29 protein-coding genes are annotated in these 26,995 nt (G+C 65.4%); 8 read left to right on the top strand and 21 right to left on the bottom strand.

What is annotated here, in order from left to right; genetic code table 11:
- Positions 1-181: 181 nt before the first annotated feature.
- A complete protein-coding gene (locus Q0319_RS17850) occupies positions 182-1,312 on the top strand; it encodes a cobalamin-independent methionine synthase II family protein (protein WP_296467915.1) in 1,131 nt (376 codons plus the stop codon).
- A 107-nt stretch (positions 1,313-1,419) separates the two neighbouring features.
- On the opposite strand, the gene Q0319_RS17845 is transcribed toward Q0319_RS17850, so the two are convergent.
- The 6 genes from Q0319_RS17845 to Q0319_RS17820 form a co-directional block, all read right to left on the bottom strand.
- Positions 1,420-2,430 carry a tripartite tricarboxylate transporter substrate binding protein gene (locus Q0319_RS17845; protein WP_296467913.1) on the bottom strand — a complete coding sequence of 337 codons (1,011 nt, stop codon included), beginning with the start codon at positions 2,428-2,430 and terminating at the stop codon, positions 1,420-1,422.
- 44 nt (positions 2,431-2,474) lie between these two features.
- Positions 2,475-3,059 carry a TIGR00730 family Rossman fold protein gene (locus Q0319_RS17840; RefSeq protein WP_296467930.1) on the bottom strand — a complete coding sequence of 195 codons (585 nt, stop codon included), beginning with the start codon at positions 3,057-3,059 and terminating at the stop codon, positions 2,475-2,477.
- A 26-nt stretch (positions 3,060-3,085) separates the two neighbouring features.
- On the bottom strand, positions 3,086-4,177 hold the full coding sequence (locus Q0319_RS17835; protein WP_299454854.1) for an NAD(P)H-dependent glycerol-3-phosphate dehydrogenase: 1,092 nt from the start codon (positions 4,175-4,177) through the stop codon (positions 3,086-3,088).
- An 11-nt stretch (positions 4,178-4,188) separates the two neighbouring features.
- Positions 4,189-4,701 carry a protein-export chaperone SecB gene (gene secB, locus Q0319_RS17830; RefSeq protein ID WP_296467909.1) on the bottom strand — a complete coding sequence of 171 codons (513 nt, stop codon included), beginning with the start codon at positions 4,699-4,701 and terminating at the stop codon, positions 4,189-4,191.
- A gap of 118 nt (positions 4,702-4,819) precedes the next feature.
- On the bottom strand, positions 4,820-5,098 hold the full coding sequence (gene grxC / locus Q0319_RS17825) for a glutaredoxin 3 (RefSeq protein WP_296467906.1): 279 nt from the start codon (positions 5,096-5,098) through the stop codon (positions 4,820-4,822).
- A gap of 4 nt (positions 5,099-5,102) precedes the next feature.
- Entirely contained in the window at positions 5,103-5,507 is a 405-nt protein-coding gene (locus Q0319_RS17820; protein ID WP_299454852.1) for a rhodanese-like domain-containing protein, read from the bottom strand.
- A gap of 262 nt (positions 5,508-5,769) precedes the next feature.
- Between Q0319_RS17820 and gpmA the strand changes: the two genes are divergently transcribed.
- The 4 genes from gpmA (at position 5,770) to moeB (ending at position 10,219) form a co-directional block, all read left to right on the top strand.
- Entirely contained in the window at positions 5,770-6,522 is a 753-nt protein-coding gene (gene gpmA, locus Q0319_RS17815; protein WP_299454850.1) for a 2,3-diphosphoglycerate-dependent phosphoglycerate mutase, read from the top strand.
- The gene (locus Q0319_RS17810) at positions 6,519-7,832 is read left to right on the top strand and encodes a peptidoglycan DD-metalloendopeptidase family protein (protein WP_299454848.1); all 1,314 of its coding nucleotides are present in this window, start codon (positions 6,519-6,521) and stop codon (positions 7,830-7,832) included. Before gpmA ends, Q0319_RS17810 begins: the two co-directional genes overlap by 4 nt.
- A gap of 129 nt (positions 7,833-7,961) precedes the next feature.
- Positions 7,962-9,464 (top strand): S41 family peptidase, encoded by a 1,503-nt coding sequence (locus tag Q0319_RS17805; protein WP_299454846.1) that lies wholly within the window; start codon positions 7,962-7,964, stop codon positions 9,462-9,464.
- Positions 9,461-10,219 carry a molybdopterin-synthase adenylyltransferase MoeB gene (moeB, locus tag Q0319_RS17800; RefSeq protein WP_296463333.1) on the top strand — a complete coding sequence of 253 codons (759 nt, stop codon included), beginning with the start codon at positions 9,461-9,463 and terminating at the stop codon, positions 10,217-10,219. The genes Q0319_RS17805 and moeB overlap by 4 nt, the downstream gene beginning before the upstream one ends.
- Positions 10,220-10,226: 7 nt before the next feature.
- Here the strand turns inward: moeB and Q0319_RS17795 are convergent, their stop codons facing one another.
- The 5 genes from Q0319_RS17795 to argB all read right to left on the bottom strand — a co-directional run bounded on the left by Q0319_RS17795 (position 10,227) and on the right by argB (position 14,146).
- Positions 10,227-11,204: a DUF4105 domain-containing protein gene (locus tag Q0319_RS17795; protein ID WP_296463335.1), complete on the bottom strand. Its 978-nt coding sequence runs from the start codon at positions 11,202-11,204 to the stop codon at positions 10,227-10,229.
- 18 nt (positions 11,205-11,222) lie between these two features.
- Positions 11,223-11,624, bottom strand: coding sequence for a lysozyme inhibitor LprI family protein (locus tag Q0319_RS17790; RefSeq protein WP_296463337.1), 402 nt, complete (start codon positions 11,622-11,624; stop codon positions 11,223-11,225).
- A gap of 99 nt (positions 11,625-11,723) precedes the next feature.
- The gene (slmA, locus tag Q0319_RS17785) at positions 11,724-12,302 is read right to left on the bottom strand and encodes a nucleoid occlusion factor SlmA (RefSeq protein WP_296463339.1); all 579 of its coding nucleotides are present in this window, start codon (positions 12,300-12,302) and stop codon (positions 11,724-11,726) included.
- Positions 12,303-12,377: 75 nt separating this feature from the next.
- On the bottom strand, positions 12,378-13,217 hold the full coding sequence (locus tag Q0319_RS17780) for a pyrimidine 5'-nucleotidase (RefSeq protein ID WP_296463340.1): 840 nt from the start codon (positions 13,215-13,217) through the stop codon (positions 12,378-12,380).
- The gene (gene argB, locus Q0319_RS17775) at positions 13,217-14,146 is read right to left on the bottom strand and encodes an acetylglutamate kinase (RefSeq protein ID WP_296463343.1); all 930 of its coding nucleotides are present in this window, start codon (positions 14,144-14,146) and stop codon (positions 13,217-13,219) included. Before argB ends, Q0319_RS17780 begins: the two co-directional genes overlap by 1 nt.
- Before the next feature lie 429 nt (positions 14,147-14,575).
- On the opposite strand from argB, the gene cueR reads away from it, so the two are divergent.
- Together cueR and Q0319_RS17765 are read left to right on the top strand one after the other, a co-directional pair.
- A complete protein-coding gene (gene cueR / locus Q0319_RS17770; RefSeq protein WP_296463398.1) occupies positions 14,576-15,016 on the top strand; it encodes a Cu(I)-responsive transcriptional regulator in 441 nt (146 codons plus the stop codon).
- A gap of 98 nt (positions 15,017-15,114) precedes the next feature.
- The gene (locus Q0319_RS17765) at positions 15,115-15,408 is read left to right on the top strand and encodes a copper-binding protein (protein ID WP_296463346.1); all 294 of its coding nucleotides are present in this window, start codon (positions 15,115-15,117) and stop codon (positions 15,406-15,408) included.
- Between the two features lie 49 nt (positions 15,409-15,457).
- Here Q0319_RS17765 and hslU read toward each other — a convergent pair whose 3' ends face one another.
- The 9 genes from hslU to dapF form a co-directional block, all read right to left on the bottom strand.
- The gene (hslU, locus tag Q0319_RS17760) at positions 15,458-16,774 is read right to left on the bottom strand and encodes an ATP-dependent protease ATPase subunit HslU (protein ID WP_296463399.1); all 1,317 of its coding nucleotides are present in this window, start codon (positions 16,772-16,774) and stop codon (positions 15,458-15,460) included.
- 5 nt (positions 16,775-16,779) lie between these two features.
- Positions 16,780-17,316 (bottom strand): ATP-dependent protease subunit HslV, encoded by a 537-nt coding sequence (gene hslV / locus Q0319_RS17755; protein WP_296463348.1) that lies wholly within the window; start codon positions 17,314-17,316, stop codon positions 16,780-16,782.
- 180 nt (positions 17,317-17,496) lie between these two features.
- The gene (gene dksA / locus Q0319_RS17750; protein ID WP_296463401.1) at positions 17,497-17,874 is read right to left on the bottom strand and encodes an RNA polymerase-binding protein DksA; all 378 of its coding nucleotides are present in this window, start codon (positions 17,872-17,874) and stop codon (positions 17,497-17,499) included.
- Between the two features lie 249 nt (positions 17,875-18,123).
- Positions 18,124-19,260 carry a GTP-binding protein gene (locus tag Q0319_RS17745; RefSeq protein ID WP_296463350.1) on the bottom strand — a complete coding sequence of 379 codons (1,137 nt, stop codon included), beginning with the start codon at positions 19,258-19,260 and terminating at the stop codon, positions 18,124-18,126.
- Positions 19,261-19,297: 37 nt separating this feature from the next.
- Positions 19,298-19,786 carry a transcriptional repressor gene (locus tag Q0319_RS17740; RefSeq protein WP_299454844.1) on the bottom strand — a complete coding sequence of 163 codons (489 nt, stop codon included), beginning with the start codon at positions 19,784-19,786 and terminating at the stop codon, positions 19,298-19,300.
- Between the two features lie 218 nt (positions 19,787-20,004).
- Positions 20,005-21,198 (bottom strand): class I SAM-dependent rRNA methyltransferase, encoded by a 1,194-nt coding sequence (locus tag Q0319_RS17735; RefSeq protein WP_299454843.1) that lies wholly within the window; start codon positions 21,196-21,198, stop codon positions 20,005-20,007.
- Between the two features lie 233 nt (positions 21,199-21,431).
- Complete coding sequence (gene xerC / locus Q0319_RS17730) at positions 21,432-22,448, bottom strand: tyrosine recombinase XerC (protein WP_299454842.1); 1,017 nt, start codon at positions 22,446-22,448, stop codon at positions 21,432-21,434.
- A 10-nt stretch (positions 22,449-22,458) separates the two neighbouring features.
- Positions 22,459-23,127 (bottom strand): DUF484 family protein, encoded by a 669-nt coding sequence (locus tag Q0319_RS17725; protein ID WP_296463359.1) that lies wholly within the window; start codon positions 23,125-23,127, stop codon positions 22,459-22,461.
- A 57-nt stretch (positions 23,128-23,184) separates the two neighbouring features.
- The gene (gene dapF / locus Q0319_RS17720; RefSeq protein WP_299454841.1) at positions 23,185-24,060 is read right to left on the bottom strand and encodes a diaminopimelate epimerase; all 876 of its coding nucleotides are present in this window, start codon (positions 24,058-24,060) and stop codon (positions 23,185-23,187) included.
- A 285-nt stretch (positions 24,061-24,345) separates the two neighbouring features.
- On the opposite strand from dapF, the gene Q0319_RS17715 reads away from it, so the two are divergent.
- Positions 24,346-25,992 carry an ATP-binding domain-containing protein gene (locus Q0319_RS17715; RefSeq protein WP_296463363.1) on the top strand — a complete coding sequence of 549 codons (1,647 nt, stop codon included), beginning with the start codon at positions 24,346-24,348 and terminating at the stop codon, positions 25,990-25,992.
- A gap of 10 nt (positions 25,993-26,002) precedes the next feature.
- Here the strand turns inward: Q0319_RS17715 and Q0319_RS17710 are convergent, their stop codons facing one another.
- Entirely contained in the window at positions 26,003-26,989 is a 987-nt protein-coding gene (locus Q0319_RS17710; protein ID WP_296463365.1) for a tripartite tricarboxylate transporter substrate binding protein, read from the bottom strand.
- Between the last annotated feature and the right edge of the window lie 6 nt (positions 26,990-26,995).

Raw genomic sequence — 26,995 nt, 5'->3', positions numbered from 1 at the left:
ATTTGTCCAATTCCGTGGCCGTCGTCGTCTTCGAAGCCTGGCGGCAGGCGGGCTACGCCGGTGGGGTATAGCGCGCCGGCGCGGGGCCGCTAACATATACGTGCCTAGATGAGGAGACGGGTGCGCTCGGATCGCACCTCGCAGGGGCGGCTCTGCCGCCTGACCAGAAAAAGGAGGATATATGGCGATTCTGACCACCCACGTCGGCAGTCTTCCCCGCGGCGACGAACTCGCGCGTCTGCTGCTTGCGCTCGACCACGGGGAAGAAGTCGATACCGAACATTTCGAGCGCACCGTCCAGGCCGCGATCGACGATGCCGTACGCAAGCAGGTCGAAGCCGGCGTCGACATCATGAGCGACGGAGAACTCGGCAAGGTCGGCTACGCCACTTACATTACCCAGCGCCTGGAAGGCTTCGGCGGCCACATCGACCGCATGCCGGCGAAGGACCTCGCCGACCTTCCCGACCTGAGGAAAAAGCTCACGGCCATCATGGGGTCACAGGAATTCGTGCGGGCCGCATGTATCGGCCCGGTCAAGCTGCGCACCCTGGAGCCCTGCCATGCGGACATCCGCCGCTTCAAGTCGGCGCTCGAGCGCCACGGCCAAGGCCGCCGGGCTTTCATGAACGCCGCATCGCCCGGCCTGGTGACCGCATTCCAGCCCAATAAGTATTACCCCACCCACGAAGCCTATCTGGCCGATCTCGTCGATGCGATGCGGCCGGAATACGAAGCCATCGTCGCGGCCGGCTTCGACCTGCAGCTAGATTGTCCGGATCTCGCCATGGCGGCGCATACGGGCTACCAAGCCCTGAGCGAAAAAGAATTCCTCGAACGCGCCAGGCAAAACGTCGAAGCGCTTAATGCAGCTACCCGCGGCATCCCCCCGGAGAAGCTCCGCATGCATATCTGCTGGGGCAATTATGAGGGGCCGCATCACTGCGACATCCCATTGGAAAAAGTCATCGACATCGTCTTGGCCGCCCGGCCCATGACGCTGCTATTCGAGGCGGCCAACCCTCGTCATGAACACGAATGGGAGATTTGGCGTGACGCCAAGCCGAAGGACAAGATCCTGGCGCCCGGCCTCATCGACAGTTGCTCCAACTACGTCGAACACCCGGAGCTCATACGCCAGCGAATAGAGCGCTACGTGCGCTTCATGGGCGAAGAGCGCGTCATCGCGAGCACTGACTGCGGCTTCGGCACCTTTGCCAACTACGGCAAGATCGATCCGGCCGTGACCTGGATGAAGCTGGCGGCACTGCGGGAAGGCGCGGATCGCGCGGCTGCCCGCCTGCATGCGTAGGGCTCTACGGAGCCCCGCGTAGGTTCCCGCGCCGCGGCAAATGGCTGGGCCGAGGCAGCGGGCACCTGCCCGCGTACTTCAGGGAAGGCGCGGGCCTGCTTTTTCGATTAATCCAGCGTCAGGTTCAAGCGCTTGATGACCGCGCCCAGCACCTGCTGTTCCTTCTTGATCAGCGCAGTCAACCCTTCCGGCGTAGTCGGTGCAGCCGTGAAGTACTGGGCGGTCAATTGCTTTTGTACTTCTTCGTCCTTGATGATCTGCACCAACTCCTTGTTCAGCCGGTCGATGATGGGCTGCGGGGTGCCGGCCGGCATCAGGATGGCTTGCCAGGAAATGACTTCGAAGTCGGGCACGCCCTGCTCGGCCATGGTGGGTAGGTCGGGCAACGCCGGGCTACGCTTGGTACTGGTCACTGCCAAGGCCTTGATCTTGCCGTCGCGCACCTGGGGCATGGCGATGGCGGGCACCATGAACCCGGCCTGCACTTGACCGCCCAGCATCGCCGTCACCACTTGCGGGAAGCCGGCGTACGGCACGTGCAGGAGGTCCAACCCTTCTTTGCCCTTGAGCAGTTCCATGGCCAGGTGTGCGGAGCTGCCCGCGCCGACCGACCCGTAATTCAACTTGCCCGGCTCCTTCTTGGCCAAGTTGATGAAGTCGCGCACGGAATTGACGTTCAGCGACGGCGGCACGACGAGCACGTTGGGGCTGGTAGCCACCAAGGTAACCGGGGCCAGGTCTTTGAGCGGGTCGTAGTTGAGCTTGGAGTACAGCGCCGGAGCCGTTGCGAGCGGCCCATTGATGGTGAAGAGCATCGTGTAGCCGTCGGGAGCCGAGTGCGCCACCGTGCCGGTGCCGATGTTGCCCCCTGCACCCGGCTTGTTGTCGATGACGATGGCCTGGCCCAGCTGCTTGCTCAAGGGCTGGGCGATCACGCGCGCGATGATGTCGGGCGAGGAACCGGCGGGGAAAGGCACGACCAGCTTGATGGGCCGGCTCGGCCAATCGCCTTGCTGGGCGGCTACCACGGGATTGGCGACGATGCCGGCGACCGCGGCCGCGGCGGCGCCCAAGAGGCGGCGGCGCATGGCCGACGCAGGGAAAGCGGGAAAGAGCATGGATATCTCCGTATTAGTAATCGTGATGCAAAGGGGGTGCTGCTTCAAACCGCCTCGCTGTTCTTGGCCCACCGGTCCACTTGTACCGGCTGCGCAGCGGCCAGTCGGTCCAGCAAGCGGTCGATATCGGTATCGACGATCAATGCGTCGAGGTGCACCGCGCGCACGAAGCCCTGCTCATGGGCGTGCCGCGCAAATGCGAGTAATGCATCGTAGTAGCCGTTGGCGTTCAGCAACCCCACCGGCTTGGTGTGATAACCGAGCTGCTGCCAGGTCAGGACTTCGAAGAGCTCGTCGAGGGTTCCGAACCCACCCGGCAAGGCGACAAAGGCATCCGAGAGTTCGACCATGCGCGCCTTCCGAGCGTGCATGGTAGGCACGACGAACATCTCCGACAAGCCCTTGTGGCCGACTTCCCGCTCCCACAGGCGCTCGGGTATGACGCCTGTGACCGCCCCCTTGGCTTCGAGCGCGGCATTCGCGACATGCCCCATCAGGCCGACGCTGCCGCCACCATACACCAGGCGAAGCCCCCTCCGGGCCAGCGTCCGGCCGAATTGCTGCGCCACTTCGGCGTAGATCGGGTCATTCCCCGTGCTCGCGCCACAGTATACGCACACCGCCTTCATTTCATTGCTCATCAGATGGACCTGCTTCATGTCTGGGCGCCTACATCCCGCGCTCCATCGGCACGCGCGGAATCGGCTTCCGACTTGGGATCGCGGGCAAGCAAGCGCGAAACGGCCTCGGCCGGCGCCACCTGCTCGAACAACACTGCGCATACGGCCTCGGTGATCGGCATCTCGATGCCGTGGCGATGCGCCAGCTCGCGTACGGCCGTCGCGCAGCGCACTCCCTCGGCCACCTGGGTCATGTCGCCAAGAATCTCGTCCAGGGCGCGGCCCTTGCCGATTTCCAGGCCGACGCGGCGATTGCGGGATAAATCGCCGGTGGCGGTAAGGATCAAGTCGCCCAGGCCGGTCAATCCGGAGAAAGTGTCGGCCTGCGCGCCGAGAGCCACGCCTAAGCGGGTGATCTCGGCAAGGCCCCGGGTGATGAGCGCGGCACGGGCGTTGGCGCCCATGCCAAGGCCGTCGCCGATGCCGCACGCGATGGCCATGATGTTCTTGACTGCCCCGCCCACTTCCACGCCGACCACGTCCTCGCTGGCATAGACGCGTATGGCGCCACCGTGCAAGGCGTCGGTGACGCGATCCCGCAGTTCGATGCTAGTGCTCGCGACGGTAAGCGCCACGGGCAACCCCTGGGCCACCTCGCGCGCGAAAGACGGTCCGGACAACACGCCGGTCGAGATCCCCTGCGAGCCGGCGAATACCGCCTCGGCGATGGCATGCGGCAACCGCCCCGTTTGCGCATCCAGCCCCTTGCACGTCCACACGACGGCGAGGTCCCGCATCCCGCAACGGGCTGCGCCTGCCGCCACGTCGCGGCAGGCCTGCTCCATGCCTGCCACCGGCACGCCGAGGATCAGCAGCGGCCGGGCTCCCTCCCGCAAATGGTCGAAGACCTCGCCCATGTCGGCCGTGGTACGCAGCGACGCAGGCAATGCGATGCCCGGCAGGTAATCAGCATTCTCGCGGGTGTCGGCGATGCGGCGCGCCAGCTCCGGGCGGCGCGCCCACAACAAGGTGGGATGGCTGCGGGCGCACGCGGCGGCCAAGGCCGTCCCCCAGCTGCCCGCCCCTAGGACGGCGACCTGCACTTCCGGGGCCGTCGTTTCCGCCATGGCTCGGCCGGTCAGTGCTTCTCGCCGAGGCCGGTCGGCAGGATCAGCCCGCTGCTGTTGCCGGCCTGGGCCACCTTCTGCTCGGCGGCCGCCTGGGCCAGGCGCTGTTCATAGATGGCCTGGAAGTTCACCTCGGCCAGGTGCAGGGGCGCCATCGAGGCGCGCGTGATCGCATCGGCAATGTTGCTGCGCAGGTAGGGATAGATGATGCCCGGGCAGGCGATGCCCAGGATCGGATCGAGCTGCTCCAGCGGGATGTTGGCCAGCTCGAAAATCCCCGCTTGCTTGCCTTCGACCAGGTACAGCACTTTTTCGCCGATCTTGGTGGTGACGGTCGCGGTGACGGTCACTTCGAACACGGTCTCGGCCAGCGCCTGGGCGCCGACGTCGATGGCGACCTCCACGCCGGGCTGCTCGGTTTCGAGAAAGATCTGGGGTGCGTTGGGCAGCTCGAGCGAGAGATCTTTCAGGTAAACGCGCTGGATGTTGAAGACGGGGGCTTGTTGCTGTTGGTTGTCGGACATGGGAAAAATTCAGAAAACGAAAAGCCTGCTGGCTGGACCCGGCCCCCGGTACGCGCAGAGCCGATACGTGTACATCTATGAAAACACGCCGGGCACCTCCCGGCTACTACATCATCGGTCAATTGGCTCCCGTCGCAGCCTCGCCGTTGAGCAGCGGCACCAGGCCTCCTGCACGGTCGAGTGCGGCGAGGTCGTCGAAACCGCCCACGTGCGTGTCGCCGATGTATATCTGGGGCACCGTGCGCCGCCCGGTGCGTTCGATCATTTCGCTGCGCCGCTCGGGCTCGACGTCGATGCGCACCTTCTCGATCTGCTCCACGCCGCGCTGCTTGAGCAGCATTTCGGCGCGCATGCAGTAGGGGCAATACCCCGTGGAATACATCAGCACCTTTTGCATCACGCTATCCTTTCTTGATGGGCATGCCGGCCTGCACCCAGCCCGCAATCCCGCCCGCCAGGCAGGTTACTTCGGCGAATCCCTGCGCCTTGAACTGGGCCAGGGCCTTGGCGGCGTCACGGCCGGTCGCGCCCACCAGGATGAGCGGCTTATTCTTGGGAAGGCTGCCCGCCTTCTGCGCCAGCTCGGCAACCGGGACGTTGCGGGACTGGGCGATGTGCCCCGCGGCGAACTCGGCCGGCGAGCGCACGTCGACGAAGATCGCGTGGCGCTGATTGACCGCGGCGGTGGCTTCGGCCGGGCCGATGGAGCCGCTGCTTTTGCCGCTCCGCAGGGACTGCCACAGCAACATGCCACCAGAAACGAGCGCCAGTGCAATGAGAAGAATGTTGTCGACGATGAACTTCACGGACGGATCCTGAAAAGAGGGCGGGCGTTACGCACGCTTACGAACTCGCAAGCGGCGGGAAAAGCTGTATAGCCGCCGGCCTTTCGCTTCCGGGCGAACGCGAAACCCGGGCGTGCGGCCAAGACGATGCCGCAGGATTATAAAATGTCGGGCCAGGCTGGCGTTTTTCAAGCCGAGAGCGCTGTCCAGCCCGCGTGTTTCACGGCACGGGCAGCCGGATTGTATTCAACCTTTACGCGCAGTGCGCCTGCGCCCTCCAAACATGGTCAAACTCGTACTGATGCGTCATGGCGAAAGCCAATGGAATCTAGAAAACCGCTTCACCGGCTGGACCGATGTGGACCTGACGGACAAGGGCCGCGAAGAAGCCCGCAAAGCCGGCGAACTGCTCAAGGAGCAAGGGTACGACTTCGACCTGGCCTTCACGTCGGTGCTGCGCCGCGCCATCCGCACGCTGTGGATCACGCTGGACGCCCTCGACCGCATGTACATCCCCGTCGAACACAGCTGGCGCCTGAATGAGCGCCACTACGGCGCGCTGCAAGGGCTGAACAAGGCGGAAACCGCGGCCAAGTTCGGCGACGAGCAAGTGCTGATCTGGCGCCGCGCGTACGCCATCGCGCCGGACCCGCTGTCGCCGGACGATGAACGCCATCCCCGTTTCGATGCCCGCTACCGCGACCTCGACCCGGCCCTGCTGCCCGCCACCGAATGCCTGAAAGACACCGTTGCCCGCGTGGTGCCGTATTGGAACGAAAACATCGTTCCTGCACTCAAAGCCGGCAAGCGCGTGCTGATCGCCGCCCATGGCAACAGCCTGCGCGCGCTGATCAAGCACCTGGACAACATTTCGGACGACGACATCGTGGGCCTGAACATTCCGACGGCACAGCCGCTCGTCTACGAACTGGATGACGACCTGAAGCCCATCCGCCATTACTACCTGGGCAACGCCGAGGAAATCGCCGCCGCCATGGCCGCCGTCGCCGCGCAAGGAAAGGCTCAGAAGCAGTGAAGCGACTCACGGCGGTCCTGATGATCGCCCTGCCCGCGGCGGCACATTGGCAACCCGCCGCGGCTGCGGCAGCAACCAAGGCGGCCGACCCGGCCGCGGTTGCCCGTGAGCGCGAGGCCGTGCTCAAACGCCTGGAGGCGCTCAAGAAGGACATCGCCGAAGGGGAAGAAGAGCATGCCGACGCGGCCGATGCGCTGAAAGAATCCGAACAGGCCATCTCCAAGGTCAACCGGCGGCTGGTCGAGCTCAACAACGCCCGGCGCCGGGTCAATGCCGAGCTCGAGCGGCAGAAGCAGGCAATCGCCGAAAAGGAAAAGCACCTGTCGGAACGACAGGCCCACCTGGCCGACCTGCTGCGCCGCCAGTACGCAGCGGGCGGACTCACCCCCTGGGGGGCGCTGCTTTCAGGTGACGACCCCCAACACCTGAACCGCAATCTCGCCTACCTGGGCTACATCGCGCAGGCCCGCGCCAAGACGGTCACCGAGCTTCAGGCCGAGCTCGAGCAGCTCGCCCAAATGCGCACGCAGGCCGATGCCAAGCGGGCGGAGCTCGAACAATTGGCCGCCGAAGAAAACAACCAGCGCCGGGAATTGCTCAAACAGACCGAAGAGCGACGCAAGGTGCTGGCCGAGATCGCCGCAAAGCTGCAGGCGCAACGCCGCCAGGCGGCGAACCTCGAGCGGGACGAAAAGCGCCTGTCCCGCGTCATCGACAATCTCACGCGCATGCTGGCCCGGCAGGCCGAGGAGGCTCGGCGCAAGGCCGAACAGGCGCGGCGCGCGGAGCAGGCCCGCCGGGCGGCCGAGCAGGCGGCGCGGGAAGCCGGCCAGCCGCCCCCTCCCCGCACCGAGCCGCCGCCCGAGCAGGCCGTCGCGCGCAACACCCTGGTGCCCGACCCCTCGCTCACCGGCCAGTTCGAGAAACTGCGTGGCCGCCTGCGCCTGCCCGTCGCCGGCGACGTAGTGGGCCGTTTCGGCGCATCGCGTGGCGAAGGCGGCACCTGGAAGGGGGTGTTCATCCGGGCGCCCGAGGGCACCGAGGTCCGGGCGGTGGCGGCCGGCAAAGTGGTGTTCGCCGATTGGCTGCGGGGGTTCGGCAACCTGCTGATCATCGACCACGGCAGCCAGTATTTGTCGATTTACGGCAATAACCAGGCGGTCCTGCGCCACGTCGGCGATGACGTCAAGAGCGGCGACGTCGTCGCCCAGGTGGGGGCCACGGGAGGCCAGGCCGAATCAGGCCTATACTTTGAATTGCGGCACCGAGGCGCGCCGTTCGACCCGCTCAAGTGGGTCTCGTTGCGCTGAGCCGTCCGACCCGGATATCCTGATCGCCGCGCGCACGCACACCACATTTCGACAATCGACGAGAACCCGAGAGACCCACTGGGTGTCATACTCACACACCGACATCCAGCCCCGGGCCCGGAGGAATACATGGGCAGCAAGAGTAAAGTTCGCAGTTTCGGCTTGGTCAGCGTGGGCATCGTTGCCGGCGTACTGATCAGCCTGGGAATTACGGCGGTCGCGCAGAAAGAGACCCGCGGCCCCTTGCCGCTCGAAGAGCTTCGGCAGTTCTCGACCGTCTTCGCCACGATCAAGAACAACTACGTCGAGCCCGTCGAAGACAAGAAGCTGATCGACGGTGCCATCGCCGGCATGCTGTCCGACCTCGACCCCCACTCGGCCTATTTGGACGCCGAGGCCTACCGGGAAATGCAGACTGCCACCCAGGGGGAGTTTGGCGGCCTCGGCATCGAGGTGGGCACTGAAGACGGCTTCGTCAAAGTGATTGCGCCCATCGAAGACACGCCGGCCGCGCGCGCCGGGGTCAAGGCCGGCGACCTCATCGTCAAGATCGACGACAAGTCCACCAAGGGCCTGCTGCTCAACGACGCCGTCAAGCTGATGCGCGGCAAGCCCAAGACCTCGATCACGCTCACGCTGGTACGCAAGAACGAACCGCAGCCGATCGTGGTCACCATCGAGCGCGACATCATCAAGGTCCAGAGCGTGCGCAGCAAGATGCTGGAGGACCACACGGCTTACGTCCGGATCGCCCAATTCCAGGAGCAGACCGGCGCCGACCTCGCGGCGCACCTGGAGCGCCTGGGCAAGAACGGCCCGCCGAAGGCCCTGATCCTGGACTTGCGCAACGACCCGGGCGGCCTGCTGCATAGTGCGATCGCGGTGTCGGCAGCCTTCCTCCCGCAGAACACCCTGGTGGTCTCCACCGACGGGCGCACGCCCGACGCCAAGCGCCAGTACAAGACCGTCCCCTCGGACTACCTGCGCGGCAGCGAGGATTACATCAAGCGCCTGCCCGCCTGGACCAAGACCGTGCCCATGGTGGTGCTGGTCAACGCCGGCTCGGCCTCGGCCTCGGAAATCGTGGCCGGCGCCCTGCAAGACCAGAAACGGGCCAAGGTGCTGGGGGCCCAGACCTTCGGCAAGGGCTCGGTGCAGGTCATCCTGCCGATTTCCCGGGAGTCGGCCATCAAGCTGACGACTTCGCGCTACTACACCCCGAGCGGCCGGTCCATTCAGGCCAAGGGCATCGTGCCGGATTATCCGGTCACCGACACGCCCGAAGGCGATCTCTACGACCGCCCGCGCGAGGCGGACCTCGCCAAGCACCTGCTCAACGACAAGGATCCCGACGGCGAAACCAAGTCCGCCCCGCAGGACCCGGCCAAGGCGGCGCAGCGCAAGCCGGTCAAGCCCATCGAGTTCGGTGGTCCCGAGGACTTCCAGCTCGCCCAGGCCTTGAACCTGCTCGCCGGCAAGCCGGTGCAGCTGGCCAAGGCCGAGGAAGTCGCCAAGGACGCCGCGGAGCTCGCAGAACGCAACAAGACGCCGTCCGAGCGGGCCCGTGAAGCGACCCAGGACGCGAAGAAACCCGCGGCTCCCGAGCAACCCACCCCGACGCCGGCCAAGTGAACGACGAGCAGTTACTGCGCTATTCGCGCCATGTGCTGCTCGACGAGATCGGTATCGAAGGGCAGCAGCGCCTCCTCGAGGCGCGCGCGCTGATCGTGGGCGCGGGAGGGCTGGGCTCTCCCGCGGCGTTCTACCTGGCCACGGCGGGCCTGGGCAGCCTAGTGCTGGCCGACCACGATACGGTCGACCTCACCAACCTGCAGCGCCAAATCCTCCACACGACTGACCGGGTAGGCAGGTATAAGGCGGAGTCAGGCAAACAGACGCTCAATGCCATCAATCCGGACGTCTCCGTGCACGCGTTGACGCAACGCTTGGTGGACGAAAGCCTGGGCGCCCAGGTGGCCGCGGCGGACGTGGTGCTCGACTGCACCGACAACTTCGCCACGCGCCACGCCATCAACCGGGCCTGTGTCCGCCACCGCAAGCCACTGGTCTCGGGTGCGGCGATCCGTTTCGATGGCCAGGTGAGCGTATTCGACCTCAGGCGCGAGGACGCGCCCTGTTATCACTGCCTGTTTCCCGACGGCGAAGACGTGGAAGAAGTCAACTGCGCCACGATGGGCGTCTTTGCGCCGCTGGTAGGCATCGTCGGCTCGACCCAGGCCGCCGAAGCCATCAAGATCGTGACCGGTACCGGAACCAGTCTTTCGGGGCGGCTGCTCATGCTGGACGCGCTGGCCATGAAGTGGCATGAGGTGCGCGTGAGCCGGGACCCCGGCTGCCCCGTGTGCGGACATCACGCGGCCGGATAGCCCTCCGTTACGGCTCCACGCCTGGCACCCCGAGCCGGATGTTGCGGGAGAAGGACTCCCCTTCCGCTGTCCGGCGTGCCCGATCCGTATAGCGGCCGGCGCTGCGGTAGGCGGTCACGTCATCCGCACCGCGCAAGGCGCCGAGCTCGAACAGGTATTCCGGCAAGTAACCTGAGAAAATCAGCCGGTAATCCAGCGGCAGACCGGGCACGATGCGCTGCGCCATCTGAAATACCAGCGTGGTGCAATTGGCCGTCAGCGTGTTGTAGAAGCGGGGCCGGCGCACGAGGTCGTTGGCAGTCTCGACATAGGCGAGGAACAAAGACCGCATGGCTTCGCGGGGCATGTGTATGCGGAAAAGGTGCCCATCCTCCCCGCGCACGTTCGTGCGCACGCGCAGGCAGTCTTCTTCGTCCGCCGCAATCACGCTCAGCTCATAGTTCCGGAAGAAGCCGCCAATTTCAGAGAATTGGTCGCCCTGCTTGCGGCGGATCTCGACCGAGAAAACGATGTACCGGCCGTCGTCGAAGCCAAACGACAACATCGCATGGGCGATGGCAGGCCTCCCCCAATACGAGAGGGCGAGGTCGAGCGAACGCATGCGCGAAAGCTCGTAGGTGCGCGTCTCCCAGCGCTCATCGAAATCCGAGGGGCTGCGCCATGTGAAGTTGCGCACGTTGTACAGCGTGACGCGATCTCCCTCTACCTCGCCGTGCGTCTGCCGGGCGACCTCCGGTATCCAGGCGCGCTCATTCGAGGGGCGCAGGCTCATCCACCATGCCAGCAGGACGATCGCCGCCACGCCAAAGAGTGCCAGCCCGGCGTGCCACCCCGTCGCGAGGCCGGCCAGGGCAGCCGCCCACACGAGAAGCCACGCTGTGAGCGAGACGGCACGGACCCGCCCCGCGAGCGCCGTGCAGTAAGCCAGGGCCAGCCCGCCCCAGGCGCCGAATAGCACGACGACCGCGGCCAGCAACACCATCATGGAACCGTCACCGACGCGTCACGGAGCCGGCACGGGACAACTCAGGTCACCCTCCTGGCAGTTCAGGTACGCCTGCAACGCCTCGGTGCGGGCCCGGGTTTGCTGCGCAAGGCACATGGCCCGGACCATGGAATAGGACGAACCGCCCTCGGCCAGCGAACTCGAGAACTGGCACTCGGCATCGCGATAGGCAATCCATGCCCGCTGCGCGGAGACGAGCCGCTGCGCGAGCGGCTTATCGTCCTTCAGCCGGGCCAGGATGGCCCGGTAGGTCTTGTTCAATTCAGCGTCGGACTGCTTGAGCGCCTGCTCGGCGCAAGCATTCATTCCGGCCTGGCTGGCCTGGTTGCTGCAATCAGATTGCGCGCCAGCCGGCGCGGCGAGCGCCATCGACAGCGCGAATAAAGTCCATCTCCGCATCGATACCTTCCTTTACATGGCCTGAGTTCGACATCGCGTCGCTGCACGCGCATGGTACCGCGTCCGCCCGTGCAGACGCACAGGCGGCGTCGGCGATGCTCAGCTCAACATGACCTGGATCTGCACGTCGATGAATTCGGTGGGGGATTTTTTCCAGCCGCTCTTGGCGTACCGTTGCCACCGCCCCAGGATGAAGTGCAGAATCAGGCTGGCACGTGCGTGGATATCGTCGGTAGGCGGCAGCTCGTTCAAGGCGAGCGCATTGCGCAGGCATTGCCGCAGCGACGCCTCGACGCGGTCGAGGAACTGGTTCATGCGCTCTTGGAGCCGCTCGTCCTCGGATACCAAGGCATCGCCGATCAGCACGCGGGTCATGCCCTTGTTGCGCTCGGCAAAGGTGAGCAGCATCAGGATGGCCTTGCGTGCCTGGATGAGGCCACTGGTCTCGGAACCGGAAATGGCGTTGAACAGGCCGAACACCGAGTTCTCGATGAACTCGATGAGCCCCTCGAACATCTGGGCTTTGCTCGCGAAATGCCGGTACAAGGCCGCCTCGGAAACCTGCAAGCGTGCTGCCAGGGCTGCGGTGGTGATTCGTTCGCCTTTGGGATGTTCGAGCATCTCGGCCAGCATCTGGAGGATCTGGGCCTTGCGCTCGCCTGACTTGCTAGAGGCCATGTCGCGATAGGTTTCCGTGCAAAGGAGAGAAACGAGTTCGCCCGCTTTGCAGGTCCGCAACCGTGGCCGGCGCGGTCAACTGCGCCGCAGGGCGCGACGCTGTAACAACAAGTGACTGACCGAGTTTACTTGAAGGTCGATGAAAAGCGGACGCCCTCGGTGCGACTTGGCAAAAGGCGTGCCGGGATGGCGCACGAGCACGGTCCGCATCCCGACTTTCCGGGCCGCCCGCAGGTTGGCGGAAGTATCTTCCACCAAGACTGCATTGTGAGGACTTACTCCGGTCATGGCCATGACGTGGCGCAGCATGGCGGTGGACGGTTTGACCCGAAACTCGCCATGGAAGTACATGTCCTCGACTGCCCACAGCGCATCGAAGCAATGCAAGATGCCGAGATGGCTGAGGATCGTGCGGGCGTAGTTGTGCGGCGCATTGGTCAGCAGCACCTTGCGGCCCGGTAGGCGTGACAAACGGTTACGCAGGTCTTTGTCCGTGCGCACCAGCGGACGTACGTCAAAGTTGTGGCTGCGGTGCAGAAACTCCGCCGCCGACACGCCGTGATGCTTGACCATGCCGATCAGTGTCGCGCCATACCGCTGCCAGTACCGCCTGCGCAGCGCATCGGCCTCCTCGCGCGAAACATCCAAAGTTTCCATGACCGCCTCGGTCATGGAGAGGTCGATGTGCGAGAAGATCGCGTGGGACGCATCGTGCAGGGTGTTATCCAGGTCGAAGAACCACACCAGCCCGTTCTTTTCCGAACGGGCCGGGCGACGCGCCAGCCGCACCCGCCCGAGCGGCTTGCGAACCTGCCTGCGCTGCGGCGAGGCGACCGACGGCACGCCAGTCACCGCAGCGGCTACCTCGCTGACGTAAAGCGTCTTCGCGCGCGCAGGCGCGTGAGGGCCGCCCATCAATGCGAGCGGATCATCGTGCCCACGCCTTGCGCGGTCAGGATTTCCAGCAGCAGGCAGTGTTCGACGCGTCCATCGACGATGTGCACCGAATGAACGCCGCTCTTGGCCGCCTCGAGCGCCGACGAGATCTTGGGCAGCATGCCGCCGGAAATCGTGCCGTCTGCGAACAGCTCGTCGATCTGGGCTGCCGTCAGGCCGGTCAGCAGATTGCCGTTCTTGTCCAGCACGCCCGGCGTGTTGGTCATCATGATCAGCTTTTCCGCCTGCATGACTTCAGCGATCTTGCCGGCCACCAGGTCGGCGTTGATGTTGTACGCCATGCCGTCTTCGCCGTAGGCGATGGGCGAGATGACGGGAATGAATTGGTCGTCCTGCAAGGCTTTGACCACGGATGGGTCGATCGACGCAATCTCGCCCACGAAGCCCAGGTCGAGCTGGGCGCCCGGGTTGTTTTTATCCGGCATGAGCATCTTGCGGGCGCGGATCAGGCCGCCGTCCTTGCCGGTCAGGCCGACTGCCTTGCCGCCGTACTCATTGATCATCATCACGATGTCCTGCTGGACCTGTCCGCCCAGTACCCACTCCACCACCTCCATGGTCTCGGCGTCGGTCACCCGCATGCCTTGCACGAAGGTGCCTTGCTTGCCCACGCGCCGCAGTGCATCGTCGATCTGCGGGCCGCCGCCGTGCACCACGATGGGATTCAGCCCCACCAACTTGAGCAGGACCACGTCGTGCGCGAAGCTGCGCTGGAGACGCTCTTCCGTCATGGCGTTGCCGCCGTACTTGATGACGATGGTCTTGCCGTGGAAGCGGCGGATGTAGGGCAGGGCCTCGGCCAGCACACTGGCCTTGACCTGCGGCGTAAGCGTGGCCAGCGGCCCCTGTTCTGAAGACGTGGAATCGGCTTGGTTGGTGTCGGTCATGGCAGCGCGCCCGGGAAAAATGGACAAACATCTTCAATTGTAGCCACTGCACGGCCGGGCATCCGTCCACAGGATATCCCGTCGCTATCCCCAGGCTTGCCCACAGCGTTCTACACAGCTTCTCCACAAGTGCGCGCGGCTTACCCACCGCTTTTCCCCAGGTAACGCACAGCTTGCCCACAGCCCATCCACACCCTTCTCCACAACTTTTCCACATGGATATCCCCTGCATTTCCACAGGGTTTCAACAGGCTTTCCCACATCCCTTGCCCGAGCAGGACAGGTGCAAGGCAGCCGTTTACCTTGCCACGATGTTAAGGTTTAGGATGACAGGGAGTCCCTCGCGCGAGGCCTGGCCTATTCGCCGCCCGGCGACGAACGGGCTTCGCGCGGGCGAACCAGCGACACGGAGGACTGTCCATGCAAATGCTGAATATCGGGCAGGCCGCTGCGGCCTCCGGCGTATCGGCCAAAATGATCCGTCACTACGAAGCCATCGGCCTGATCCCGCCGGCGCGCCGCACCGAGGCCGGATACCGCCTCTACCGGCAGAGCGACGTGCACACGCTGCAGTTCATACGCAACGCGCGCGATCTGGGCTTTTCCATCCCGCAGATCGCCAAGCTGCTTGCCTTGTGGAACGACCGCGAGCGCCCAAGCGCGGAAGTCAAGCGCTTGGCCTGCGACCACATCGCCGAACTGGAAGAAAAAATCCAGGGCCTGCAGGCCATGAAAGCCACGCTCGAACAGCTGGCCTCGCACTGCCACGGCGACGACCGGCCGGACTGCCCCATCCTGGAGGGGCTGGCCACGCCCGGAATAGGCAGTCGCCGCGTGGCCGAAGGCGTCGATGTTTGTCACGGATCATGAAACCCGTGCCCGCCTACGCCCGGCACCGCGGTGGAACCCTGTTAGCATTGGCCGTATCAGCGAGCGTTTGTCCCGCTCATCGCAGAAAGGAGAATGCCGTGAAACGTTTACTCGCCCGCATTGCCACGGTCGGCGCACTCGCGCTAGCCGCGGGCGCGGCGCTCGCGCAAGCGCTCAACGCAGAAGGCGAGGTACGCCGCATTGACGCCGCGCAAGGCAAGATCACCCTCAAACACGGGCCCATCCCGAACCTGCAGCTGCCCGCCATGACCCTGGTGTTCAAAGTCGCCGACCCCGCCATGCTGAATCGGGTCAAGCCCGGCGACTCCGTGCGGTTCGCGGCGGAAAAGATCCAGGGCCAGTACACCATCACGGCCATCCAGCCGAAATAAAAAACGGCGCGCAGCAGCGCGCCGTCCCACCGGCCGCGTGCAGGACTGTCTACAGCACGTAGCGCGCCAAGTCCTGGTGCGCGGCCGTTTCTTCCAGCTGCTTGTTCACGTATTCGGCGTCGATACGCACCACCTCGCCGCTGCGGCGGGTCGCGTCGAACGACAAATCCTCCAGCAGCTTTTCCATGACCGTGTAGAGGCGGCGTGCGCCGATGTTTTCCGTCTTCTCGTTCACGGCATAGGCCAGCTCGGCCAGCCGCTCGATGCCGTCCTCGGTGAACTCGAGCTTCACCCCTTCGGTGGCCAGCAGCGCCGTGTATTGCTTGACCAGCGAGGCATCCGTTTCTGACAGGATGCGGACGAAATCCTTGGCCGTGAGCGACTCGAGCTCGACCCGTATCGGGAAGCGGCCCTGCAGCTCCGGGATCAAATCGGACGGACGCGACAAATGGAAGGCGCCGGACGCGATGAACAGGATGTGGTCGGTGCGAACCATGCCGTACTTGGTGTTGACGGTGGTACCTTCCACCAGCGGCAGCAGGTCCCGCTGCACGCCCTGGCGCGAGACGTCCGAACCCGCCACGTCCTGACGCGTCGCGATCTTGTCGATCTCGTCGAGGAACACGATGCCGTTCTGCTCCACGGCGGCCAATGCCTTCGCGCGCAAGTCTTCCTCGTTCACGCGCCGGCCGGCCTCCTCTTCGACCAGCATCTTGAAGGCTTCCTTCACGCGCAGCTTGCGCACCTTCTTCTTGCCCTGCGCCAGCCCCGCGAACATATTGCGGATTTGTTCCGTCATCTCTTCCATGCCCGGGGGAGACATGATCTCCATCTGGGGCACCGGCTGGGCAACCTCGATTTCGATTTCCTTGTCGTCGAGCTGCCCCTCGCGCAACCGCTTGCGGAAAACCTGTCGCGCGGAGTTCTCCTCGCGCTGGGGGTTGCCGTAGGCGTCGCGCGCAGGCGGCACCAGCACGTCGAGAATGCGGTCTTCGGCGGCATCCTCTGCCTGGGTGCGCACCCGCCGCATTTCAGCCTCCCGCACCTGCTTGACCGCGACCTCGACCAAGTCGCGGATGATGGTATCCACATCGCGCCCGACATAGCCCACTTCCGTGAACTTGGTGGCTTCGATCTTGACGAAGGGCGCATCGGCCAGCTTGGCCAGCCTGCGCGCGATCTCGGTCTTGCCCACGCCCGTGGGCCCGATCATCAAGATGTTCTTGGGGTGGATCTCATGCCGCAGCGGTTCGGGCACCTGCTGGCGCCGCCACCGGTTGCGCAACGCGATCGCCACCGAACGCTTCGCGCGGTCCTGGCCGACGATGTATTTGTCCAGTTCCGAGACGATTTCAGCGGGCGTCATCATGTTCATTCCAACACCTCGACGGTGTGATGCTGATTGGTGTAGATGCAAAGATCGCCTGCGATGGCCAGCGACTTCCTGACGATTTCCTCGGGCGCAAGCTCGGTGTTCTGCAACAGGGCGAGCCCCGCCGCCTGGGCGTACGCACCGCCCGAGCCGATCGCGGCCAGCCCGTGCTCGGGCTCGAGCACGTCGCCGTTTCCGGTCAGCACGAGCGTCGTCTCGCGGTCGGCCACGATCAGCATGGCCTCCAATCTGCGCAATACCCGATCGGTGCGCCAATCACGCGTCAGGTCTACCGCCGCCCGCAGCAGGTGGCCCTGGTGCTTCTCGAGCTTGCCTTCGAAGCGCTCAATCAACGTGAACGCGTCGGCCGTGGCGCCGGCAAAGCCCGCCAGCACCGAATCCTTGTACAGGCGCCGGACTTTTCGGGCGCTGCCCTTCATGACGATATTTCCCAGGGTGACTTGCCCGTCTCCCCCGAGGGCAACCCGGTTGCCCCGACGCACGCTGACGATGGTCGTGCCGTGGAATTGTTCCATATGCTGTTCCTGGTGAGCCGCCCGGAGAAGGCGGCACGAGCGGCCCGCCGGGCCGATTGCCGGCGCCCCGCGGCGGGGCGCGTGCGATTCTAACGATAGTGAGGCCGGACCTGCGATTCTTCAAGGGCCCAAAAAAAACGGCGCCCCCGAGGGGCGCCGCCGGCTTGCATCTCGCCCGGATCAGTCGCCGTACAGCTTTTGCCGCAACTCGCGGCGCTGCTGCGCCTCCAGCGAGAGGGTGGCCGTCGGCCGCGCCAGCAGGCGGGCAATGCCGATGGGCTCGCCGGTTTCCTCGCACCAACCATATTCGCCCGACTCGATGCGGGCCAGGGCCTGCTGCACTTTCTTGAGCAGCTTGCGCTCACGATCGCGGGTGCGCAGCTCCAGCGCATGCTCTTCCTCGATCGTGGCTCGGTCCGCGGGATCGGGAACGAAAGGTGTTTCCCGCAGGTGCTCGGTGGTTTCGCCCGCGTTCTGCAGCAGTTCGCGTTCGATTTCCTGCAGCCTGTGCTTGAAGAAGGCGAGCTGGGCTTCGTTCATGTAGTCGGCTTCGGGCATGGCCAACAACTCTTTTTCAGAGAGCACGGCTCCAGCCGGCTTGGTCACCACGTTTTCCAACGCGTCCTCCTGAGTAACGCTCAAAGTTTTGCTTGACGCTTTTGTTGCCATGAAAATGCTCCGCTATCGATAAAGCCGTCCAATTCCCACAGCACAGTCACCCACCCCGTCCAGGATGCAGCGGATCCGGCTTCGCCGGCCCCGTCCGCATCGCCCCCTTGGGGGGCGCGCGTCAGCGCCTAGAGGGGGCTAATTCACCAAGCATTGCTCCAGGCCGTGCATGAATATGTCGCGGGGCAGGTTGCGGCCAATGAACACCATCTTGCTGCCGCGTTTCTCGCCCGGCGCCCACGGCCGCCCGGCGTCGGCGCCCATGAGCATATGCACGCCCTGGAACAACATGCGGCGGTTCACGCCCTTCATGTACAAGATACCCTTGTACCGCAATAAATCCGTTCCGTACACCTGCACCACGCCGCCCAGGAATTCCTCCAGCAGCATCGGGTCGAACGGCTTGTCCGACTTGAAGACGAAGGCCCCGATGGCGTCGTCGTGGTGGTGATGGTGATGATGGCCATGGTGGTGACTGGGATCATTGCAACCCTCCACCGCGCAGTGCTCGCCATGCCCATGACCGTGGCCATGACCGTGGTCGTGATCATGGTCATGATCGTGATCGTGGCCATGCTCGGCGGCGTCCGGATGTTCTTCGGACAAGAACTCAGGATCGATGTCCAGGATGGCGTTCAGGTTGAAGCCATTGATGTCCAGGATTTCCTTGAGATCGACCTGCCCGAAGTTGACCGGCGTGATCGGCGCACGCGGATTGATGCGCACCAGGCGCGAGCGCAGCGCCTGGTACTCGGCATCGCTCACCAGGTCCACCTTGGAAACCAGCAGGCGATCGGCGAACCCCACCTGATTGAGCGCCTCGGGCTGCTCGTCCAGGGTCTGCATGCCGTGCTTGGCATCCACCACCGTGATCACGGCGTCCAGCCTGAAGTGGCTGGCCACCTCGTCTTCCATGAAGAAGGTCTGGCAAACAGGCCCCGGATTGGCCATGCCGGTGGTCTCGATGATGACCCGTTCGAAGTCGATCGCGCCGAGGCGGCGCTTGTCCTTCAGGTCGATCAGGATGCGCACGAGGTCGCCGCGCACCGTGCAGCACACGCAGCCGTTGTTCATCTCGACGATCTGCTCGCCGCGCTCCTGGATCAACAAATCATTGTCGATGCCTTCAGGCCCGAACTCGTTCTCGATCACCGCGATCCGGCGGCCGTGCTGCTCGGTGAGAATGCGATTGAGCAGCGTCGTCTTGCCTGCTCCCAGGAATCCCGTCAGGACAGTTACCGGAATCTGCTTCGGTGTAGTGTCCGCAGCCTTCATCTATACAACTCCTTGCACATGCGTCCCCATGGACGCCTCAATGCGCGTTGCGCCCGTTGCCCGCCTTGCGGCCGGCGCGCACACAAGCCGGGCACCGCCCGCGCACTACTATTTCCACATCGCGGCCTTCGAACCCCTCGGGCAAACGGTCGAGATTCTGCTGGATGCCCACGGGCGCATCGATGCAATACATGCGGCGGCAAACGTCGCACTGGAAATGCCCATGCGGCTCGCCGTGGTGATGGTGCGCATGGTCCGGCCCCGTTTCGTCGCCCGGCCGCGCAACGCTGAATCGCCAGACACGGTCTTCTCCGGCAATGCGATGCGCCAGGCCGGTCTGCACCAGCCATTCCAGCACCCGGTACACCGTGACCCGGTCGACGGAAACCGATGATCCAATGCGGTCGAACAGCTCCTGATGCGACAGGGCGCTGGCCGCCTCCATCAGGGTCGCCAAGACGTGCACCCGGGTCGCGGTGACTCGCGCCCCTTGGGCACGTATCGCCTCGCGGGCCAAATTCTCCACGCATCACTCCTTGTTGCGTCCGGCCAACGAGCGGGGCCGGATTACAGCACAAGCCATTTGCCTCGGGCAAACCCGGACAAACCCCCGGTTGCCGCAAAATCGGCAAAACACCGGACGGTGTAACACGAAATGCCTTCGGCAAGCCGAAGAAATGGGGCCGATGTGGGGGATTTCAAGCTCGGCCCCCGCCTTTGGTAACCGATTGCGACCATGGCTGTTTAGACCCGCTGCAGCAGCAGCCCTTTCAAGTACTCACCCTCCGGGTGCGTCATGCGCATGGGGTGGTCCATGCCCGCTGCCAGCCGCTCCAGGAGGACGAAGTCCTCCCGGGAGTCGATGACGGCGCCCGCGACGATTTTCTGGAACAGGTCTACGCTGACCGCCCCCGAGCACGAAAACGTCAGGAGATAGCCGCCCGGCTTGACGAGCTTCATGCCTTTCAGGTTCACGTCCTTGTAGGCACGGGCGGCCTTGTCCACGTGATGGACCGACGGCGCGAACTTGGGCGGGTCGAGCACCACGATGTCGAACTGCCGTCCCTCGGCCGCCAGGGCCTTTTGTGCATCGGCCACCTTGGAGACCCGGCACTCGAACGCCGCTTCAGGCAGCCCGTTGCGGGCGGCATTGCGTGCGGCCATGGCCAGGGCGTCCGCCGACGAGTCCACCGAAATGGCGTGGGCTGCGCCAGCGCGCAAGGCGGCCAGCGAAAACCCGCCGGTATAGGAAAAACAGTTCAGCACCGTGGCCGACGGCCCCACCCGCGCCGCGAGCTCGGCCACGAGCCGGCGGCTTTCGCGCTGGTCCAGGTAGAAGCCTGTCTTGTGGCCGTTGACCACATCCACGCCATAGCGCACCCCGTCCTCGACGATTTCCACCTCGGCCGGAGGCTGCCGGCCCCGCAGCACGCCCGTGCGCGCCGCCAGCCCGTCGCGCTCGCGCGCCGCGGCATCGGACCGTTCATAGACATTCAAGCAGCCCGTGGCCGCGACTAGGGCGTCTACCAAGGGCTCGCGCCAGCGCTCGACCCCGGCGGCGAGGAATTGCACCACCAGTTGATCGGCGTAGCGGTCGGCCACGAAGCCGGGCAGGGAGTCGCCCTCCCCGAACACCAGGCGGACGGCGTCGGTCCGGCCTGCCAGGCTCGCGCGCCGGGCCACCGCCTCGGTCACGCGCGCCGCCATCCAGGCTGCGTCGATGCCCTCTTCCTCGCGGAAGCTCCAGCAACGCACTCGGATCTGGGATTCCGGGCTATAGGCGCCCCAGGCGAGAAAATCGCCGCGGCAGTCGACGACGCGGACGGTGTCGCCCGGCTGGGGCCTGCCAACGACCTGCGCCACGGCCGTGGCGTAAACCCAGGGATGACGCCGCAGCAGGGATTTTTCCTTGCCGGGCTTGAGCACTACATCATTCATGACTTCCTCGGCCCGGGCGCGCGACGATCAACCGGCGCAAGAGCGGAATGCCATGAGCCGATGCCGCAGTCGGAACCCGCGCCGGTGGCGCGCTTCCGGTATCCGGGCATTTCTGCGAACCCGTCAGTCTAGAAAGAAAAAACAGGGGGTGCAAATGACGGTATGCCGCAGGGCGGCCCCGGCCCGGCCCGCGCACAACGTGCACGGCACCGCGGCGCGACGACGCCTTGCGGCTATTCGTCGCCCTTGCGCGCCCGCCCCGCCCGGGGATGGGCCTTGTCGTACACCTTGGCCAGGTGCTGGAAATCCAAGCGGGTATAAATCTGGGTGGTGGAAATGCTGGCGTGGCCGAGCATTTCCTGCACGGCGCGCAAGTCCTCGGCCGACTGCAAGACGTGGCTGGCGAAACTATGGCGCAGCACGTGGGGATGCACGTGGGTCGGCACGCCGGCGGCCTGACCGCGCTTGGCGAGCTGCGCCTGCACCACGCGCGCCGAAATGCGCTTGCCGCGCAGGCCCACGAACAATGCATGCGCATCGCCGCCCCGGGCGCCCACGGCGAGCAGGGGCCGCACCTCGAGCCAGGCGCGCAATGCCTCGCACGCTTTGCTGCCTACCGGCACGACACGCCGCTTGCTACCCTTGCCGAGCACGCTGACCTGCGCCTCGGCCAGCTCCAGCCAGCTCGACGACTCGTAGCCCGGCTCGCGCACATAGGCCACGTCCAAGTCCACCAATTCAGAAAGGCGCAAGCCGCTGGAATAGAACAGCTCGAACATGGCAAGGTCGCGCAGGGCGACGGCCTGCTGCCGCGCGTCGTCGCCACCGGCGGTCTGCGCCGACGCGGCCGCATGATCGAGCAGGGCCTGCGCCTGGTCCACCGACAGGGCCTTGGGCAAACCGCGCGGCGCTTTCGGCCCCCTCACTCCGGCGGCGGGATTCCCGGGCATGCCAGCGCGGGGCGCCCACCATTGGTAAAACCCGCGCCAGCTGGCCAATAACCGCGCGAGGCTGTGCGGGCTCATGCCCTGCGCATGCAGCTGCCCCAGATAGCGCCGGATGTGGCCTTGGGAGATTCGTTCCAGCGGCAGCCCACCAGCCAGTTCGACGAGGCGGGCGAGGTCGCGGCGGTATGCCGCCAACGTATGTAAAGAATAGCGACGGCCTGAGTTCAGGTGCTCGAGCCATTCGCGCATGGGCTGGCCGAGCGCAGCCTCGGCATGGTCGGCCCCGGGTGTGGCGGCGGCCATGTCCGGCCCGTCAGGCGGCCGGCCCCTCGGCCAGCAACCGCGACAGCGAAGCGCTGGCCAGCTCCCCGATGCGCGTCAGGAAGGCCGTCCCCATGGTGGGGGTGAAACGCTCGGCGTCGGGAGAAGCCAGCACGAGCAGGCCAAAGGCTTCCGGGGCAATGCCCACGCGCAACGGAATCAGGGCCAGTGAGCGGGCCTCGCCCTCGAGCCAGTTGGCGGCCTCGAAACCCGAATTGGGACCGCAATAGGGAGACATCAAGCCATTGGCGAAGGCGCGGGCATCGGCCGAGACCTCGCTGCGCCAGGCACCCTCGGCCTTGCCCTCGACGGTATCGGTCCAAATGCGCAATGCCACCTGGGGCACGCTGAAAATTTCGGCCAGGCCGCGCGTCACCACTTCTGGCAGGGCCAGCGGGTCGCGCTCTTTGAGGAGGCTGCGGCTCCAAAGCAGCAGCCGGTCGGATATGTGCTCGTTCTCGGACGCCGCACGCACCAGCTCCGCGACCCTGAGCTCCATGCTCCGCACCCGCTCGCGCAAGGTCAGCACCTGGCGCTCGGCCAACGAGACGGCCTTGCCCTCGTGCGGATGCGGCACCTTCATGGAAACGAACAGCTCAGCGTGCCGCTCGAAAAAATCGGGGTTGTCCTTCAGGAATTGCGCGACTTCGTTGGCGTCCATGTGTTTCCCGGTTTGACTCATTGATAGAAGGGGCTTGCGCTTCGCGCGCTTGCCGCCTCAGCCCAGCAGCCGGTCGACGTCCACGGTGCCTTCGAACACAGTGACGGCCGGACCGGTCATCAGCAACTGCTCGCCGTCCCACGCGATGGTGAGGACGCCCCCACGCGTCTGGACCCGCACCGGCGAATCCAGCAGGCCGCGGCGTATCCCGGTCGCGACGGCAGCGCATGCCCCCGTGCCGCAAGCCAAGGTTTCGCCCGCGCCGCGCTCGTAAACACGCAACCGGACGTTATGGCGATCGACGACCTGCATGAACCCGGCATTGACCCGGTGCGGGAAGCGCGGATGGCTTTCGATGCGCGGGCCGTAGCTTGCGACGGGCGCCGTATCGACGTCGTCGACGACCTGCACCGCGTGCGGATTGGAAATGCCCACCGCGGACACCCAGACGATGCGCTCGGGCTCACCGGGCGCCGAGATGTCGAGCGGCCACAGCAAATCCTCGCCCTGCTGCTTCGGCGTGAGGCCAGCCGCATCGAAAGGCACGGCGGCGGGATCGAAGCTGGTGCGGCCCATGTCGACGCTGACCTCACCGTCGTCCTGTTCGGAGAGGACGATGATGCCGGTGCAGATTTCGGCGCGCACGGGATTGCGATCCGTGAGGCCCTTCTCGCGCACGAAGCGAACGAAACAGCGGGCGCCGTTGCCGCAATGTTCGACTTCCCCGCCGTCGGCGTTGAATATGCGATAGCGGAAATCGGCATCGGCCCGGGTCGGCCGCTCGACCAGCAAAATCTGGTCGGCCCCCACGCCGAACTGGCGATGGGCGAGTTTGCGGGCCCGCTCGGGGGTCAGGCGGATCTCTTGGCGCACGCCGTCCAGGACGACGAAATCGTTGCCTGCGCCATGCATTTTGGTGAAGTGCCAGGTCATCAAGGGATTATATAGGCGGGCCCACCACCCGCGGCCGCGCGGCGCCGGGCCGGGGCGCGCAGGCTTGCCTGTATCCTAACGGTCATGCTCACGAGATCGCCCATCGCCTTGGCCGTCGAAGAAATGACCCATGCCCGCGCGAGCCGCCTGCGCACCGCGGCGGCTCCCGCATTCCCGCCCGCCCGGAGCCTTCATGCACCGGGCGCAGCCACGCACCCCGGGTGCAGTGCGCGCCGGGCCCGCAGGCGCCCCGTCCCGGGCGTGCCGCACGCATAGGAGCGGAGGATGGCACGCATCGTCCCAGACGGATGGCGGGAAATCAGCGCCATGGGCGCCGCCCGCCGCCAGCTCGAGACCTTGGCCACGCTAGAGAAAGGCCTGCCTGATTCCTACACGGTCTACCACGCCGTGCATTGGACGAACGTGGAACAAGGCTTTTCCGTGTACGGCGACATCGACTTCGCGATCGTCAATGCCGCGGGAGACCTCCTGCTCATCGAGCAATTGAGCGGCTTTCTGGAAGAAACGCCCGACGGGCTGTGCAAGAAGTACCCCGGGCATAGCACCAACGTGTCCGTGCAAATCGCCCGCCAGCTCGCCGTGCTGCGCTCCCGGATGGCGCGACGGCCGCACTTGGATGCCGTCCGCATCGAGTATTTGCTCTACTGCCCGGATTACACCGTGCGCCATCCGGAGACGGCCGGCATTTCGTCCGAGCGCATCGTCGACGCGACAGAACGGGACCGCCTGTGCTCGGTCATCCAGCTGGCGCTGCCCCAGGCACCGTCCTCCCCGGCCGCGGCGGCGGTACGGCGCTTCCTGGAAGACGTGATCCAGCTCGAGCCCGACGCGAACGCGCTGGTGGGCCAGGCCCGGGCGCTCGTCACCCGTATCTCGGGTGGCCTGGCACACTGGGCGCGGCGGCTGGAATTCGAACCGTTCCGGCTGCGGGTCATCGGCACGGCTGGCTCGGGCAAGACCCAGCTCGCCCACGCCGAGTACCGCGCCGCGCTCGAGGCGGGCCGGCGCCCCCTTTACGTTTGCTTCAACCGGCCACTGGCAGACCATTTCAACAGCATTGCACCCGAAGGCGGCTTGGCATGCACCTTCCACACCCTGTGCGACAAGGTGCTTCATGCTGCGGGCCAACCGGTCGACTTCTCCGGCCCCCATGCCTTCGACGACCTGGTCGAACGGGCGGCGCGCGAGGCCGTGCCGGACCACCTGCGCTTTGACACCATCATCGTCGACGAAGGCCAGGACTTTTCGAACGAATGGCGGGATCAGGTCCTGCGCCACGCGCGGGAGGACGCGCGCATGGTCTGGCTCGAAGACCCGATGCAGAACCTGTATGGCAAACCCGCCGTGCAGCTGCCCGGCTGGGTGACGATGCGGGCGCAGAGCAACTACCGGAGCCCGCGCAGCATCGTCAAGATGCTCGACCGCTTGCTGCCCGACGGCCTGTACATCGAGCCCCGCGGCCCCATCGCCGTCGGCGGCCTCCACGTGCAAGTCTACGAAAACGAAGCGGAACTGCTGGCCCACACCAAGAAGGCGATCTCGCAATGCTTGGCGGCAGGCTTCAAGCGTGCCGACATCGCCGTGGTCTGTTTCCGCGGTCGAGACAGTTCCGCCTTGCTGGGCCAATCCCAGCTCGGCCCCCACTCCATGCGAACCTTCACCGGCCGGTACGATCTGTTCGGCAAACCGGAGTTTTCGGCGGGCGAAGTGTTGATGGAGTCGGTTTACCGTTTCAAAGGCCAGGCCGCGCCCGCTGTGGTTTTTACGGAAATCGACTTCGACCAGCTTGACGAAAGGGCTGCGCGCAAGCTGTTCGTCGGCGCAACCCGTGCCTTGCTCCGGCTGGAACTGGTGGTATCGCGCCATGCCATGGAGCACGGGCTCCAGCCCATATTGGCCGACGTCCGGTAACCGGCCCTAGTTACTCGGCCGAGACCTTCACGCCGGCGCGCTGGATCACCTTGCCCCATTTCGCGGCGTCGCTCACGATGAGGGCGCCGAAGTCCCGGGGGGCATTGGCCACGACCTCGCCACCGACGGCGGTCATGATCTGTTTTTTCACTTCCGGCTGGCCAAGGATGCGGACGAGCGCGGCGTGCAAGATGCGCACGGCCTCGTCGGGGGTCCCTCGAGGAGCGACCAGTCCGTACCAGACACTGGCTTCGAAGCCCGGCACGCCGCTTTCGGCCACCGTCGGGATCGAGGGATAACCGGAGAGACGCGTCAAAGACGTCACGCCCAGCACGCGCGCCTTGCCGCTGTTGGCGATGGGCATCACGTCATTGCCGAAAATCATCTGTATCACGCCCGCCGCCAGCTCATTGTTGCGCGTGGCGGTGGCCTTGTAGGGAACGTGCACCGTCTGCACGCCCGCCATGTCGTTGAATAATTCCGCCGCCAAGTGCGACGACGTACCGGTGCCGGATGAACCGACGTTCAGCGCCCGCGGCCGCTCCTTGGCCAGGGCGATCAGCTCCTGGACGGTTCGGGCCGGCACCGAGGCGTTGACGGCAAGGAAAAACGGCGTGGAGGCCACGACCGTAATCGGCGTGAAGTCATTCACCGGGTCATAGCGCAATTGCCCGTAGAGGGCAGGATTGATCGACAGCGTGGTGACGGTCGCCATCAAGAGGGTATACCCGTCGCCCGGCGCGCGGGCGACCTGCTCGGCAGCGAGCATCGTGCTGGCGCCCGGACGGTTCTCGACGATGACGGCCTGGTTCAATTCATGGGCGAGCTTGTCGGCGACAATGCGCGACAACTGGTCGGCCGCACCCCCCGGCGCATGGGCGCAGACGATGCGTACCGGCTTGTCCGGATACTCCGCCCTGGCGGCGCCCAGTCCCGCGAGAGCCAGACAGATCGACCACGGGAGAAAATGCAATACGCGAGAATTGCGGCCCTTCATGATCAT

Origin of the sequence: uncultured Pigmentiphaga sp. (genome assembly GCF_937950555.1) — a bacterium.
GTDB lineage: Bacteria > Pseudomonadota > Gammaproteobacteria > Burkholderiales > Burkholderiaceae_B > Pigmentiphaga.
Note: the sequence above shows the minus strand (reverse complement) of the source record. Positions and strands in the feature narration are given on the sequence as shown.